The organism is Devosia polycyclovorans (genome assembly GCF_042181575.1).
GTDB lineage: Bacteria > Pseudomonadota > Alphaproteobacteria > Rhizobiales > Devosiaceae > Devosia > Devosia polycyclovorans.
This window is the reverse complement of record NZ_CP170082.1, coordinates 813,594-827,748: the sequence shown is the minus strand read 5'-3', so window position 1 is coordinate 827,748 and position 14,155 is coordinate 813,594. Positions and strand designations below refer to the sequence as shown.

The window sequence follows — 14,155 nt, the reverse complement described above, 5'->3', positions numbered from 1 at the left end:
CCTATGCCTGCTGCGTCTTGAAATGGTCGAGAAGGGCGGTGACGACATCGCCGGCAACCTGGTCCTGCGGCACATCCCGGCTGATCACCGTGATATCGGCCTCTTGATAAATGGGGTAGCGCTCGGCGATCAGCTTTTCCAGCGTGCCCTTGGGGTCCGCGGTTTTGAGCAGGGGCCGGTTGGAGCGGCGGGAGACGCGCTCGAACAGCACATCGATGTCGGCCTTGAGCCAGACCGACACCGCCTCCGCTTTGACCATGGCCCGCGTCTCGAGGTTGATGAAGGCACCGCCCCCTGTGGCCAGCACGATGTCCTTCTCCTTGAGCAGCCGCGCGATGACCCGCATTTCACCGACGCGAAACTCGCCCTCGCCGCGCTGCTCGAAAATTTCGGGAATGCTCATCTGCGCGGCGCGCTCGATTTCCTCATCGCTGTCAATGAATTGGCGGCCCAGGCGATTGGCAAGGCGGCGACCCACCGTGGTCTTGCCGGCCCCCATCATGCCGACCAGCACCAGCGGGCGCCCATTCAGCCGGCTGGCCAAAGCACGGGCCCGGCCCTGCCGTCCACCGCCATCCGTTCTGCTCAACTGCCGCGCCCTCCGATCATGGCCGCTATCAACCGGTCCCGGCCCGGCCTGTCAAGCGCGGCACCATGCCGGTTGATCCCTGGACACTGTTTCGGCGACACTGGAAAACAACACAACCGCAACCTTTTGCCGATAATGTGAGGGCCGCTCTGGCCTGCAAGGAATTTCATGCCCTCCCTGATCCGCCTCCTCATTACCCTGATCTTCCTGGCGGGCCTGGTCTATGCAGGCATGTTCGCCCTGGTCACCTTTGTCGAGCCTACGCCCAAGGAGGTGAGCCAGCGCATTCCCACGCGCGAATTGCTGGGCGGTACCGAGACGGCGCGGCCAGGCGGCAACCTGCCCCAACCCAATGTGACCTCCGAACCCGCCCAGGGCCAATGAGCGGCGCCCACTTGATCTCGAGCTTTCTCGAAATGATGAGTGCCGAGCGCGGTGCGGCGGCCAATACCATTGAGGCCTATCGGCGTGACCTCACTCACTATGCCGCTTTCGTTTCAGCGCAGGACCAGACCCTGCTGAGCGCAACGCGCGACACCGTCACCGCCTGGCTCAACGATCTCAAGATCGAGGGCCTTTCGGCCTCCTCCAGCGCCCGGCGCCTGTCCGCCATTCGCCAGTTCCACAAGTTCCTTTGCGCGGACGGCCTGCGAAGCGACGATCCGACCCGCATCGTCGCCAGCCCCAAATCGCGCCGCGCCCTGCCCAAAGTGCTCTCGGTGGCCGAGGTCGACCGGCTCCTGTCTCTCGCCGAAACCGAGGCCAACACCCCGGCCGGCCCGCACAAGCAGGTCGCCGCCCAGCGTCTCTATGTGTTGCTCGAAATGCTCTATGCCACGGGCCTGCGCGTCTCCGAACTGGTGAGCCTCAAGCGCGCCGCCGTCATGCGGGACGCCGCCTACATCACCGTCACCGGCAAGGGCAACAAGGATCGCGTCGTCCCCATGAACGACCGCGCCCGCGACGCTGTGCGCCTGTGGGTTTCGACGCTGGAGCCAGGCCCCTTCCTCTTCCCCGCCAAGGGCGAGGACGGCCACCTCTCCCGCCAGGTTTTTGCGCGCGATCTCAAGGGCCTCGCCGTCCGCGCCGGCATCTCGGCCGCCCGCGTGGCGCCCCATGTGCTGCGCCACGCCTTTGCCAGTCATCTATTGGCCGGGGGCGCTGATTTGCGCGTGGTGCAAATGCTGCTCGGCCACGCCGATATTTCCACAACCCAGATCTACACCCACGTGCTGGACGAGAAACTGCGCAATCTGGTGCAAAGCCACCATCCGCTGGCCAATGGCTGAGCTTTGCTCACCAAATACCAACCATTTCGCGCCCAGAGCTTGACTCGGCATTGCTCCATCGCCACTTTCCGGCCACTTTAAAGCGCAAGAGCACCGGTCCATAATGCGTGGGCCAGAATACTCATGCCAAAACAATGACCCGTACGGGCGGTGGGATGCAATCTTATCTCGATTTTGAAAAGCCGGTCGCCGATCTCGAAGCCAAGATCGCCGAACTGAAGTCGATGGCCCAGAGCGATCAGGCCGTATCAATCGACGAGGAAGTGAACCGGCTGTCCGCCCGCGCCGACGAGGCGCTGGTCGAGATTTATCGCAAGCTCACCCCCTGGCAAAAGACCCAGGTGGCGCGCCATCCGCAGCGTCCGCACTTCTCCGACTATGTGAGATCGCTGATCACCGAATGGACGCCCCTGGCCGGTGATCGCAAATTCGGCGAGGACGCTGCCCTCCAGGCCGGCTTCGGCCGCTTCAACGGCACGCCCGTGGCTGTGCTCGGTCAGGAAAAGGGCAATTCGACCGAAACGCGCTTGAAGCATAATTTCGGCATGGCCAATCCCGAAGGCTATCGCAAGGCCGTCCGCATCATGGAGATGGCTGACCGTTTCTCCATTCCGGTCATTTCCTTTGTCGATACCTCCGGCGCCTATCCCGGCATCGGCGCCGAAGAGCGCGGCCAAGCCGAGGCCATTGCCCGCTCGACCGAAAAGAGCCTCGAACTGGGTGTGCCCAACATCGCCATCATCATCGGCGAAGGCGGCTCGGGTGGGGCCATTGCCATTGCCACAGCCAATCGCGTGCTGATGCTCGAAAACGCCATCTATTCGGTGATTTCGCCCGAGGCCGGCGCCTCGATCCTGTTCCGCGACGCGGCCAAGGCGCAGGACATGGCCACGGCCCAGAAGATCACCGCCCAGGACCTGCTCGGCTTTGGTGTCATTGACGCCATCATTCCCGAGCCCGCCGGCGGCGCGCATCGTCACCACGGCACCATCATGGACTCCACCCGCGCCGCCCTGGCTGCCTTCCTTAAGGACTTCGCCGGCAAGTCGCGCCTCGAAACGCGCGAACACCGCCGCGAGAAGTTCCTGGCCATCGGCACCAATCTCTAGCCAAGCTGCGGCGCGGCTTCGGTCGCGCCACACATCCGCGTGAACGCACCCGGCTTCCGCCCACTACCGGCCCATGGTAAAGGCTTCATTCACCGCATCGGTTCATACTGCGCTAAATTGCCCGATGGCCGGGTTCTCTTAGTGACGGGCTGGATTTCCTTGACTGCCACCTTCTTTCACCGCTTCGCTGCCTTCATCATTCTGCTCTGGCTGAGCCTGGGTCTGGCCGCCTGTTCCGGCTTCATCAAGGGCGGCGACAACCGCCACAACGTGCCGCTCTCCAGCGGCGTCGTGCAGGGCCTGCGCAATATGGGCTCCTCGCCCGGCGACGGCATGCTGGTGCGCATTTTCAAGGAAGAAGCGATCCTTGAGGTCTGGAAAAAGACCGGATCGGGCACCTATCGCCACTTCAAGACCTATGAAATCTGCGCCTATTCCGGCGATCTCGGCCCCAAGTTCAAGGAAGGCGACCGGCAGAGCCCGGAGGGTTTCTACACCATCACGCCGGGCCTGATGAATCCGCGCTCTAGCTACTACCTGGCCTTCAACACCGGCTTTCCCAACAAGTTCGACCGCGCCCATGGCCGCACCGGCTCGGATTTGATGGTGCATGGCGATTGTTCCTCGCGCGGCTGTTACGCCATGACCGATGCCGGCATTGCCGAGATCTACGCCCTGGCCCGCGAGACGTTCAAGGGCGGCAATCCCAGCTTCCAGCTGCAGATTTTTCCCTTCCGCATGACTGCGGCCAACATGGCCAAACATGCCACCAGCCCCCATATGGACTTCTGGAAGGACATCAAGGAAGGCCACGACTATTTCGAGCTGACCAAGACCCCACCGGTCTGGGACGTGTGCGAAAAGCAGTACATCTTCAACCCGGCCAATTCCGGCCCGCTTGATGCGGCTGGCCCCTGCCCCGCCTCCGTACAGCTCCCTGCGCTCACCGCCAAGCTCAAGGCCGACGAGGCCGAACTTGCCAGCAAGGCGGAAGCGGCCCAGAAGGCCGCCGAACGTAAGGCTGCTGAAGAAGCGGCACTCAGGGAGCGCGGCGCGACCGTCAACAATTTCTTCTCCGGCATCGGTTCAGGCATTGGCGGGCTGTTCGGTGGTGCCGCCAATGCCAATGGCGAGGCCACAACAGGCATGCCCACGTCCGACACCCAGCGCCCCTGATCCAATTGTTGCCTTGCGCCCCAGGCTTATGGCCACAGTTCTGCCCCAGTTAGGCCCGACTGCGGGCATCTAGCCCAAGGAAGGCCCTGATGGATCAGCCGGACAGCGCCAAGCCTGGTAAGGACCCCGAACCAGTGGTGGTGGACGAGGTGCGCCCTGCGCCGCCGCGAAAAAGCTCAGTGCAGGACCGTCCGGTCAAACCCGCAGCCCACCCGCCGCGCCTGCCGGGCGTCCTCGCCTTCGCCGCCGTGCTGTTCGGTATTGCTACCTTTGCCTTTTCCGGCTGGGTCTACAGCCAAGGCCGGCAGGAAATCCTGCGCCTCTCGACCGAGTTGGCCAAGCTGCGCGTGAGTTTGGACCTCTATACCCGCAATGGCGGCGAGGACGGGAGCCTTGCGGCGCTGGAGAACCGGCTGTCCGAAATTGAAGAGTCCATGGCCGGCGCAAACGTGCCCATGCCCGCTACGGTCACTGCAACCCCCGCGGCTAGTCCTGCCAGCGACGACCAGGGAGATTGTCTCCCGGTCGGCATGCGTTTGCTGGTCGCCTCGGGCGACGCCTATGCCGTCTGCGATCATCCCGGCGTGATCGAAGTCAGCGTCGTGGACAATGGCTATATCACCCTTTCCGACGGCACTTCGGTCCCCTCGGGCGGCTCCATGCCCCTGCCGGGCAGCCCCTGCATGATCGCGGTCACCTCGGGCGGCGATGAGGGTGTCACCGGCTACGCCGAAATCCGCGTGAGCTGCTAGCCGGCGCTCGCGGTAAAAATCAGCAATGAGCTGTGCCACACCCCTGGTCCCGCTGGCCAGTCCGAGGTGTTGATGCGCACCACCTCCCGCTCCAGCCGGAACACCCTGCCGATTGTCTCGGCCATCTGCCCGACCAGCGGCCGGAAGCCCTCATCGGTCAGGATATTGGAGACTTCGACCACTATTCTGCCGTCCGGCACAACATGGCTGGCGATACTGGCAAATATGGCTTCCATGTCCTGGAAGTAGCTCGGCCCCCAGGGGTCGTCTTGCAGATGAACGGTGGGATAAGGCGGGCTGGTGTAAACCAGGGAGAAGCCGGGCAATTGGTGCCTGTCCAGCTCCTCGATCGGGGCTTGAATGATCCGGTTGGGCGGCCATAGCCTCTCTCGCACCCAGCCCGCCCGCGCCGCATTGGGTTCAAAACCGATGCAGTGGCGTCCCATGGCCTCCGCTGCGATCAGACCCGTGCCGAGCCCGGCGAAGGGGTCCAGCACCCAGTCGCCAGGGCGCGAATAGGCGTTCAGCACCAGCTTCGCCAGTTCCGTTGGCGAGCGGTCATCGGCAAAGCCATCGAAATCGATGGGCTCCAGCCGACCATCAAGGGTGATCCAATCGCTGGTGAGCAGATTGGTCACCACACCCGCCCTAGGCGAAGGCGCCGTGGCAGTGCTTGAACTTCTTGCCCGAGCCGCAGGGGCACGGCGCATTGCGCGACACACCCACCAAGAGCTTGGGATCGACCGGCAGCAAACCGTCTCGGTTCGCAGCAGCGTCCCCTTCCGCATCATTCTCGCCCGTGAGCGGATCGATATGGGTCTGTGTCAGCTTGGCCGGATCGGGCGCCTGCGGCGCCTCGGGCTGGCGGATCTGCAACTCGACATGGCTGATCTGGGTGGTCACCAGCTCGCGCAGATTGCCCAGCATGGCTTGGAACAGCTCGTAGGCTTCCTGCTTGTATTCATTGAGCGGATCGCGCTGAGCGATACCGCGCCAGCCCACCACCTTGGAGAGGTGATCGAGCATCACCAGATGTTCGCGCCACAACCCATCCACCGACTGCAGCAGGATCGATTTTTCCACCTGCCGCATGATCGAGGGCGAGTATTTCTCGGTCTTTGCCGCAATGAGCGCGTCGGCGGCCTCGCGAATGCGCTGCTCCATGGCCTCGGCATCAATACCTTCTTCGGCCGCCCATTCAGCGGCGGGGATATCGATATTGAGATAGGTCTTGGCGGCGGCGGCCAGCTGCTCGGTGTTCCACTGCTCCGGATAGGTGCGCGGCGGCATGGCCTTGGCCGAGATATTTTCCACGACATCGTGGCGCATCTCGGTGATGGTGTCGCTGACGTCCTCGGCATCCATGAACTCAAGACGCTGCTCAAAGATCACCTTGCGCTGATCATTCATCACGTCGTCGTATTTGAGGATGTTCTTGCGGATGTCGAAATTGCGCGCTTCGACCTTCCCCTGCGCCCGCTCGATAGCCTTGGTGACCCAGGGATGGGTGATGCTCTCGCCCTGTTCCAGGCCCAGCTTGCCCAGCATGGAATCCATCGATTCCACCGGGAAGATGCGCATCAGGTCGTCCTGGAGCGAGAGGAAGAATTTCGAATGGCCCGGATCGCCCTGTCGACCCGAACGGCCACGCAGCTGGTTGTCGATACGGCGGCTTTCGTGGCGCTCGGTACCGATCACCATCAACCCGCCGGCAGCCAGCGCCTTATCCTTGTCTTCCGCGATCTTGGCCTTGATCTCGGCGATCTTTTTCTCGCGCGCCTCGCCTTCGAGCTCGCTCGCTTCGCGCTGGATGCGCATTTCGAGATTACCACCCAGCTGAATATCGGTACCGCGACCGGCCATGTTGGTGGCAATGGTGATGGCGCCGGGCAGGCCCGCATCGGCCACGATAAAGGCTTCCTGCTCGTGATGACGCGCATTGAGCACGTTCATCTGGCCCACGTTCTTCTTGCGCAGGATTTCGGCCAGCATCTCGCTCTTTTCGATCGAGGTGGTGCCCACCAGAACGGGCTGGCCGCGCTCCTGGCATTCCTTGATCAGTTCGGCGATAGCCTCGAACTTCTCCTCGGCCGTTCGGTAGATCGCATCGTCTTCATCGATGCGCTGGATCGGCATATTGGTCGGCACCGTGGTGACGCCGAGGCTGTAGATGTCGGCGAATTCCTCGGCCTCGGTCGCCGCCGTACCGGTCATGCCGGCCAGCTTCTTGTAAAGGCGGAAATAGTTCTGGAAGGTGATCGAGGCCAGCGTCTGGTTCTCGGCCTGGATCTTGACGTGTTCCTTGGCTTCCAGCGCCTGGTGCAGGCCTTCCGAATAGCGGCGGCCAGGCATCATGCGGCCCGAGAATTCGTCGATGATGACCACTTCGCCCCCTTCGGGGGTCTGGCGGACAATATAATCCTTGTCCTTGCGGAACAGCTTGTGGGCGCGCAGGGCCGAATTGGCATGGTGCACGAGCGCCACGTTTTCCACGTCATACATGGAACTGCCGCGCAGAAGGCCGGCTTCGCCCAGGGCCGCCTCGAGCTTTTCCACGCCCTGGTCGGTAAAAGTTGCGGCCCGGTGCTTTTCGTCGAGCTCGTAATCGCCCTCGCCGATCACCCCGATCAGCTGGTCAATCTTGACATAGAGCTCGGAGCGGTCCTCGGACGGGCCCGAGATGATCAGCGGCGTACGCGCCTCATCGATCAGGATCGAGTCCACCTCATCGACAATGGCGAACTCATGACCGCGCTGCACCATTTGCGCGCGGGTATATTTCATGTTGTCGCGCAGATAGTCGAAGCCCAGCTCGTTATTGGTGCCATAGGTGATATCGGCGGCATAGGCGGCCTTGCGCTCAGCATCGGTCAATCCATGCACGATCACGCCATAACTCAGACCCAGGAAATTGTAGATCTGACCCATCCACTGCGCGTCGCGCCGGACCAGATAGTCGTTGACGGTAACCAGATGCGCGCCCTTGCCGGCCAGCGCATTGAGATACATCGGCAGCGTCGCCACCAGCGTCTTGCCTTCGCCGGTGCGCATCTCGGCAATCGAGCGATCATTCATCACCATGCCGCCGATCAGCTGCACATCGAAATGCCGCATGCCGAGGACGCGCTTGCTGGCCTCGCGCACCGTGGCGAAGGCGGGCACGATCAGATCGTCGAGCTTGGCGCCCTGTTCGAGCTGGGTCCTGAACTCGGCGGTGCGCGCCTTGAGCGCATCATCGCTGAGCTTGGCCAGTTCCGGTTCCAGCGCGTTGATCGCCGCCACCTTGCCCTGGTACCGCTTGACCTGCCTGTCCGAGGTCGTCCCGAAGAATTTCCGGGCAAGCGCAGCAAGTGCCATTGTTTTACGGTCCTTTGTTTGTGAGCGGCGGGGCTGGTGGAGCGGGCGGCCTGCAGTCAATGCGGGCACTGGCGGGCCCCACTTCGCCTCGTCACAATTCAGGGAATCCTTCTCGGTTCCCTCTGGCGGATTAAGCGCATGGTCCCAGCCTCGCTTTTCGGGCGCTTGGCGGCGGTCCCATGCTCAATGAAAAGCGGCTGAGATGTAAGAGTGGGGGTCAGGCTTGTCAACGTATCGGAAATGGGCCACACCTTCCCCGCCCCTACGCCAAGCGGGCGCGTAGCGGTTCGCGATGACACTTGAGTGACCGTGGCCTTGCCCGGCACATTTTGGCCCCCTTGCCATGCGAGCGGAAGGCCGGAAAATCTGACCACGCCGGCCACGCGCAATCCTGCTGGCCCGCCAAGGAGACACGAGATCCCCATGCTCACTTCCAGCTCGCGCCTGCTGCGCGTCGCCAGCCTCGCCGTCCTGCTTTCTGCCGCACCCGCGCTCAGCACGCTGGCGCAGGATGCCGCAGCCCCTGCCGCCGAGGCCGCCCCCGTCGATCCCTCCACAGTCGTCGCGACCGTCGGCGCGGAAACCATCACCGAGGGAGACCTGGCCTTTGCCGCCGAAGACATGGCCCAGGAGCTCTCGCAGATGCCGCCCGAGGAGCGTCGTGCCTTCCTCGTGCGCATCCTGATTGACATGAAGGTTATGTCCGCCGCCGCCCGCGAGGCCGGCATGGACCAGACCGAAATCTTCGCCCAGCGCCGCGAATATCTCGAAGAACGCGCCCTGCGCCGCGCTTATTTTGCCGAGGCGATTGCTGCCTCGGTAACCGAGGAAGCCGTCCGCGCCGAATATGACGCCTTTGTCTCAGAGTTCGAGCCGGTCGACGAAATCCGCGCCAGCCATATTCTGGTCGAGACCGAGGAAGAAGCCAATACGCTCAAGGCCGAGCTTGATGGCGGCGCCGATTTCGCCACCCTCGCCCGAGAGAATTCGATCGATCCCGGCGCAGCCAATGGTGGCGATCTGGGCTTTTTCGGCCGTGGCATGATGGTGCAGCCCTTTGAGGAGGCCGCCTTTGCCCTGGAAGAGGGCGCGGTGTCCACCCCGGTCCAGTCCCAGTTCGGCTGGCACATCATCCGTCTTGAGGAAACGCGCCAGTCCCAGCCCCCCGCCTTCGAACAGGTTGCCCCCCGGATCCAGAACCAGCTTCTGATGCGCACCTTCTCCGAAAAGGTAGACGAACTCATGGCCGGTGTGGACATCACCATCGAGGACGCAGACCTCAAGGCCCGTTTCGACGCGCAGGAAGCCGCAGAAAACGCCGCCGCAGGACAGTAAGCGCCAGCGCCCGGATACGACCAAGCCCGGCCAGCGTGCCGGGCTTTTTCCTTGCCGCAGTGGGTCGCTCCGGACTATCCCCGATAGCCGAGCACGCCTTTAAGGATCGTGTCGACCACCGCCGGAACCTTATCCATCGCTTCGTCCACCTGCCCCAGCAGCAATTGGTGCCAGGCATAGGAGACGATCAGGTCGATGACCAGTTCGCCGTCGGTCTCTCGGGGCACTTCGCCCCGCGCCTTGGCTCGCTCTACCATGCGGACTGAATGGGCCATGCGCTCGCCCTGATAGGCCTTGAGCACCTTGGCCGCTTCTGGATCGGTCTGCGCCTCGGCCACCACGGCGCGATAGACTGTGCCGCACAGGCTGCCCCGCCAGAAGCCCAGCAGATGATCGCCCAGAAAGCTGATCATGTCTTCGCGCAATGACCCACTATCGGGAAAACTGCGCGCATTCTTGAAACGCTTATAGACGTCGAGCATCAGGGCCGTCCGGTGCGGCCACCAGCGATAGATGGTCGGCTTGCCTGCCCGGGCGCGCCGCGCCACCGCCTCAATGGAAAACCCGGCGATCCCGCCCTCTTGCAACACGGCCTGCGCCGCATCCAGGATCGCCTCCTGGCTTGCCGGATTGCGCCGCGCGCCAATCGACCGCCTCGCGGTCTGTTCAGTGTCCATCGGGCTGTCGGCCTGTGCGCTCATGCCATTCTATATGGCGCAAAAGAGTCCTGCAGAAAAGTCTTGAACGAAACGGCTCGTTTCGATATAAAACGGAACGTGCCGTTTCGTTTGGAGCTTTTCCATGTCCCTCCCCGCCCGTCTCCGCCTCACCCTGCTGATGACCTTGGCCGTCTATCCCGTGGTGACCCTTTACCTCTATGTGCTGATGCCCCTCACCAATGGCTGGGACATCTGGCAGCGCAGCCTGATCCTGGTGCCGATGATGTCGGCCACCATTGTCCTTGCGGTCGTGCCCTTTATCAACAAGCGCTTTTCCGGCTTCATCGCCGGCCGCAAGGCAGCAACGGCCTAGTTCAGCAGTGCTGGCGACGGCGGCATAGCGTCTCTCCCGCCCACGTCTTGGAACTTGTTGAGCGTTTGTGGTTTACTCCTTGTTCACGGCCAAAGGGGGGCGCCATGTTCAAGAGCTTTGTCATCAATCCGCCGGTCTTTTTCGGATCGGTATTAATCATCGCCATTTTCCTCGCCATTGGCGTGATCTTTCCCGCCAGCGCCGGTTCCTTTTTCAGCGCCCTGCAATCATCCATCCTCACCAGTTTCGGCTGGCTCTATTTGCTGGCCGTCGGCATTTTTCTCGTGGCCGTCCTCCTGCTTTGTCTGGGCCGCTACGGGCGCCTCAAACTGGGGCCCGACGATTCCACGCCAGATTTCAAGTTTACCTCATGGATCGCCATGCTTTTTGCGGCCGGCATGGGCATTGGCCTGATGTTCTACGCGGTTGGCGAACCCATGACCCATTTCATGGCTCCGCCCACCGCCGAGCCGCGCACGGTGGAAGCCATGCGCGAAGCCATGAGCGTCACCTTCTTTCACTGGGGCATTCATGCCTGGGGCATCTACGCCGTGGTCGGTTTGTCGCTGGCCTATTTCGGCTACCGCTACAATCTGCCGCTGACCATCCGCTCTGGCCTCTATCCGCTACTCAAGGAGCGCATCAACGGCCCCATTGGTCATGCCGTCGACATTTTCGCTATTGTCGGCACCATGTTCGGCATCGCCACTTCCCTGGGCCTGGGCGTTAGCCAGATCAATGCAGGGCTGAACTATCTGCTCGGTGTTCCGATCGACCCCATGGTGCAATTGCTGCTGATCGCCGTCATCACCGCGCTCGCTACCGTTTCAGTCGTCACCGGGCTGGACAAGGGCGTGCGCATCCTCTCCGAGACCAATCTGGTCGTCGCGATCCTGCTGATGTTCTTCGTGCTCTTTGTCGGTCCCACCGCCGAACTCTTCCGCGATTTCGTGCAGAACCTGGGGCTCTATCTCGATACGCTGGTGCTGCGCACCTTCAATATCTACGCCTATGAACCCACCCCCTGGGTCGATGGCTGGACCCTGTTCTACTGGGCCTGGTGGATTTCCTGGTCGCCCTTTGTGGGCATGTTCATTGCTCGGATCTCGCGTGGCCGCACCGTGCGCGAATTCGTCACCGCCGTGCTGTTCATCCCGGCCGGCTTCACCTTTTTCTGGATGACCGTATTCGGCAATACCGGCATCTTCATCGATACCGGCGTGGCCGCTGGTGAGCTGGGTACAGCCATTGCCAACGACGTGTCGGTGGGTCTGTTCCAGTTCTTCACCTATCTGCCCTTCCCGGCGATTACCTTGACCCTGGCCATCCTTCTGGTCGCCATCTTCTTCATCACCTCTTCGGACTCCGGCTCATTGGTGGTCGATTCCATTGCCGCAGGCGGGGAAACCGCCACCACCACCGGCCAGCGCGTGTTCTGGTGCGTGCTCGAAGGGGTCGTGGCCGCCTCGCTTCTCCTGGCCGGCGGCCTGGGTGCCCTGCAATCGGCCACCATTGCCAGTGCCCTGCCCTTCACCTTTGTCATGCTGGCCCTGGTCTGGGCCCTGTTCGTCGGCATGCGCGCCGATCTCGCCCAGCAGGACACCCGCGCGGTGCCCTCCTTCGCACCGGCCCAACCGGCCTCCGGGGTCACGTGGCAAAGGCGTCTGGGCTTGATGCTGCGGGCGCCGGGTCAACGTGATGTCGAGCAGTTCCTCGAAAAGGAAGTGCGCCCAGCCTTGACCCAGGTTGCCAGTGAACTGACCCAAGGGGGGCGCCCCGCCGAGGTGATGGACGAGGACGGCGGCGCCATCGCCCTGCGCGCGCCCGCCGATGGCATGCGCGACTTCGTCTATGGCGTCAGTCTAGCCAGCCAGCCCATGCCCATCATGGCCCCTCTGGGTGCTGGCAAGCCGGACCTTCGCTACGAGGCGCGCACCTATTTCTCCAGCGGTGGTCGTGGCTACGACATCATGGGCATGCACCGTGATCAGATCATTGCCGACATCCTCGTGCAGTTCGAACGCTATCTGCACCTGACCCACTCGACCGAGTCGCAAATCCTGCACGCCGCGCCCGAGCACCCCAGCGGAACATAAGTGGCATTGAAACACCATGGATTTGCAGCACGGGATGCCGCCATGAGAGCATAGCTCTCATGGCCTTCTCCCCTCGAAAGGCTCCGCCGGAGCCTTTCGGCCTGCGGCACGGGCCGAAGCTTGCGCCTGCCGCAGCTTTGGGGCACACCCTTGTCAGCTAATAGCCCCGCTCAAGGTTCTGTCCATGGCCACCCACCCGGTTTCCCCGCTTGCCCCGAAATCCTATCCGGATCTGCCGGCCATTGACGGCGTGCGCTTTGCCACGGCCGAGGCCGGGATCAAGTACAAGAACCGTACCGATGTGCTGCTGATGGCCTTTGATGAAGGCACTGTCGCTGCCGGGGTCCTTACCCGCTCGAAATGCTCTTCAGCCGCCGTCGACTGGTGCCGGGCCAACCTGCCCGGCGGCAAGGCGCGGGGTCTCGTCGTCAACTCCGGCAATGCCAACGCCTTTACCGGGGTCAAGGGCAAGGAATCCGTGCAGCAGACGGCCGAGATCGCCGCCAAGGCGCTCGGTTGTTCCACTGCGGAGATCTTCCTGGCCTCTACCGGCGTCATCGGCGAGCCGCTCGATGCATCCAAATTTGCCGGTGTACTGGACGAAACCGCCACCCGCCTGGATGCCACGCCCTGGATCGACCCGGCCAAGGCGATCATGACCACCGACACCTACCCCAAGCTTTCCGGCGCCGTGCTCGACATCGATGGGGTCGAGGTCAAGATCAACGGCATCGCCAAGGGCTCGGGCATGATCGCGCCGGACATGGCCACTATGCTCAGTTTCGTGGTCACCGACATGCCCATTGCCGCCGATGTGCTGCAGGCCCTGCTGGCCAAGCACAATCAGACCAGCTTCAATGCCATCACCGTGGACAGCGACACCTCGACCTCCGACACGCTGCTGGCTTTCGCGACCGGCAAGGCCGCCGTCGAACCGATCCGGAGTCTCGATGACCCGCGCGCCGAGATTTTTGGCCAGGCCCTGTCCGATGTCCTGTTCGAACTGGCCATCCACGTCGTGCGCGATGGCGAAGGCGCCACCAAGCAGGTCGCGGTCCATGTCGAAGGCGCTGTATCGGACGACAGCGCCTTCCGCATCGCCAAGGCCATTGCCGATAGCCCCCTGGTCAAGACCGCCATTGCCGGCGAGGACGCCAATTGGGGCCGGGTCGTCATGGCCGTGGGCAAGGCTGGCGAGCCCGCCGACCGCGACAAGCTCGCTATCCGCTTCGGCGACCTGGTGGTGGCCCGAAATGGCGAACGCGCCACGGGTTACGACGAGGCCGCCACCAGCGCCTATATGAAGGGCGAGGAGCTCGAACTGACCGTGTCCCTCGGCCTCGGCGAGGGCAAGGCCACGGTCTATACCTGCGACCTGACCCACGGCTACATCACCATCAATGGCGACTACCGGAGCTGA

At 62.9% G+C, this 14,155-nt stretch carries 13 protein-coding genes; 9 read left to right on the top strand and 4 right to left on the bottom strand.

Features of this window, described 5'->3' with window-relative positions:
- Position 1: 1 nt before the first annotated feature.
- Positions 2-589 carry a shikimate kinase gene (locus tag ACE4RL_RS04235; RefSeq protein WP_375599283.1) on the bottom strand — a complete coding sequence of 196 codons (588 nt, stop codon included), beginning with the start codon at positions 587-589 and terminating at the stop codon, positions 2-4.
- A gap of 168 nt (positions 590-757) precedes the next feature.
- Between ACE4RL_RS04235 and ACE4RL_RS04230 the strand changes: the two genes are divergently transcribed.
- From ACE4RL_RS04230 to ACE4RL_RS04210, 5 genes are all read left to right on the top strand, one after another.
- Positions 758-973, top strand: coding sequence for a histidine kinase (locus tag ACE4RL_RS04230; RefSeq protein WP_375599282.1), 216 nt, complete (start codon positions 758-760; stop codon positions 971-973).
- Complete coding sequence (locus tag ACE4RL_RS04225) at positions 970-1,878, top strand: site-specific tyrosine recombinase XerD (protein WP_375599281.1); 909 nt, start codon at positions 970-972, stop codon at positions 1,876-1,878. Before ACE4RL_RS04230 ends, ACE4RL_RS04225 begins: the two co-directional genes overlap by 4 nt.
- Before the next feature lie 155 nt (positions 1,879-2,033).
- Entirely contained in the window at positions 2,034-2,987 is a 954-nt protein-coding gene (locus ACE4RL_RS04220) for an acetyl-CoA carboxylase carboxyltransferase subunit alpha (RefSeq protein ID WP_375599280.1), read from the top strand.
- A 159-nt stretch (positions 2,988-3,146) separates the two neighbouring features.
- Positions 3,147-4,163: a L,D-transpeptidase family protein gene (locus tag ACE4RL_RS04215; protein WP_375599279.1), complete on the top strand. Its 1,017-nt coding sequence runs from the start codon at positions 3,147-3,149 to the stop codon at positions 4,161-4,163.
- Positions 4,164-4,252: 89 nt separating this feature from the next.
- Positions 4,253-4,915: a hypothetical protein gene (locus ACE4RL_RS04210; RefSeq protein WP_375599278.1), complete on the top strand. Its 663-nt coding sequence runs from the start codon at positions 4,253-4,255 to the stop codon at positions 4,913-4,915.
- Here ACE4RL_RS04210 and ACE4RL_RS04205 read toward each other — a convergent pair.
- Both ACE4RL_RS04205 and secA read right to left on the bottom strand, forming a co-directional pair.
- A complete protein-coding gene (locus tag ACE4RL_RS04205; RefSeq protein ID WP_375599277.1) occupies positions 4,912-5,553 on the bottom strand; it encodes a DNA methyltransferase in 642 nt (213 codons plus the stop codon). The genes ACE4RL_RS04210 and ACE4RL_RS04205 overlap by 4 nt on opposite strands.
- A gap of 10 nt (positions 5,554-5,563) precedes the next feature.
- Positions 5,564-8,272, bottom strand: a complete 2,709-nt coding sequence (gene secA, locus ACE4RL_RS04200; RefSeq protein WP_375599276.1) for a preprotein translocase subunit SecA — start codon at positions 8,270-8,272, stop codon at positions 5,564-5,566.
- Between the two features lie 423 nt (positions 8,273-8,695).
- Between secA and ACE4RL_RS04195 the strand changes: the two genes are divergently transcribed.
- Positions 8,696-9,607 (top strand): peptidylprolyl isomerase, encoded by a 912-nt coding sequence (locus ACE4RL_RS04195; protein WP_375599275.1) that lies wholly within the window; start codon positions 8,696-8,698, stop codon positions 9,605-9,607.
- 74 nt (positions 9,608-9,681) lie between these two features.
- Here ACE4RL_RS04195 and ACE4RL_RS04190 read toward each other — a convergent pair whose 3' ends face one another.
- Entirely contained in the window at positions 9,682-10,308 is a 627-nt protein-coding gene (locus ACE4RL_RS04190) for a TetR/AcrR family transcriptional regulator (RefSeq protein ID WP_375599274.1), read from the bottom strand.
- Positions 10,309-10,408: 100 nt separating this feature from the next.
- On the opposite strand from ACE4RL_RS04190, the gene ACE4RL_RS04185 reads away from it, so the two are divergent.
- The 3 genes from ACE4RL_RS04185 (at position 10,409) to argJ (ending at position 14,155) form a co-directional block, all read left to right on the top strand.
- Complete coding sequence (locus tag ACE4RL_RS04185) at positions 10,409-10,639, top strand: hypothetical protein (protein ID WP_375599273.1); 231 nt, start codon at positions 10,409-10,411, stop codon at positions 10,637-10,639.
- A gap of 104 nt (positions 10,640-10,743) precedes the next feature.
- Positions 10,744-12,735 (top strand): BCCT family transporter, encoded by a 1,992-nt coding sequence (locus tag ACE4RL_RS04180; RefSeq protein WP_375599272.1) that lies wholly within the window; start codon positions 10,744-10,746, stop codon positions 12,733-12,735.
- Between the two features lie 184 nt (positions 12,736-12,919).
- Entirely contained in the window at positions 12,920-14,155 is a 1,236-nt protein-coding gene (gene argJ / locus ACE4RL_RS04175; RefSeq protein WP_375599271.1) for a bifunctional glutamate N-acetyltransferase/amino-acid acetyltransferase ArgJ, read from the top strand.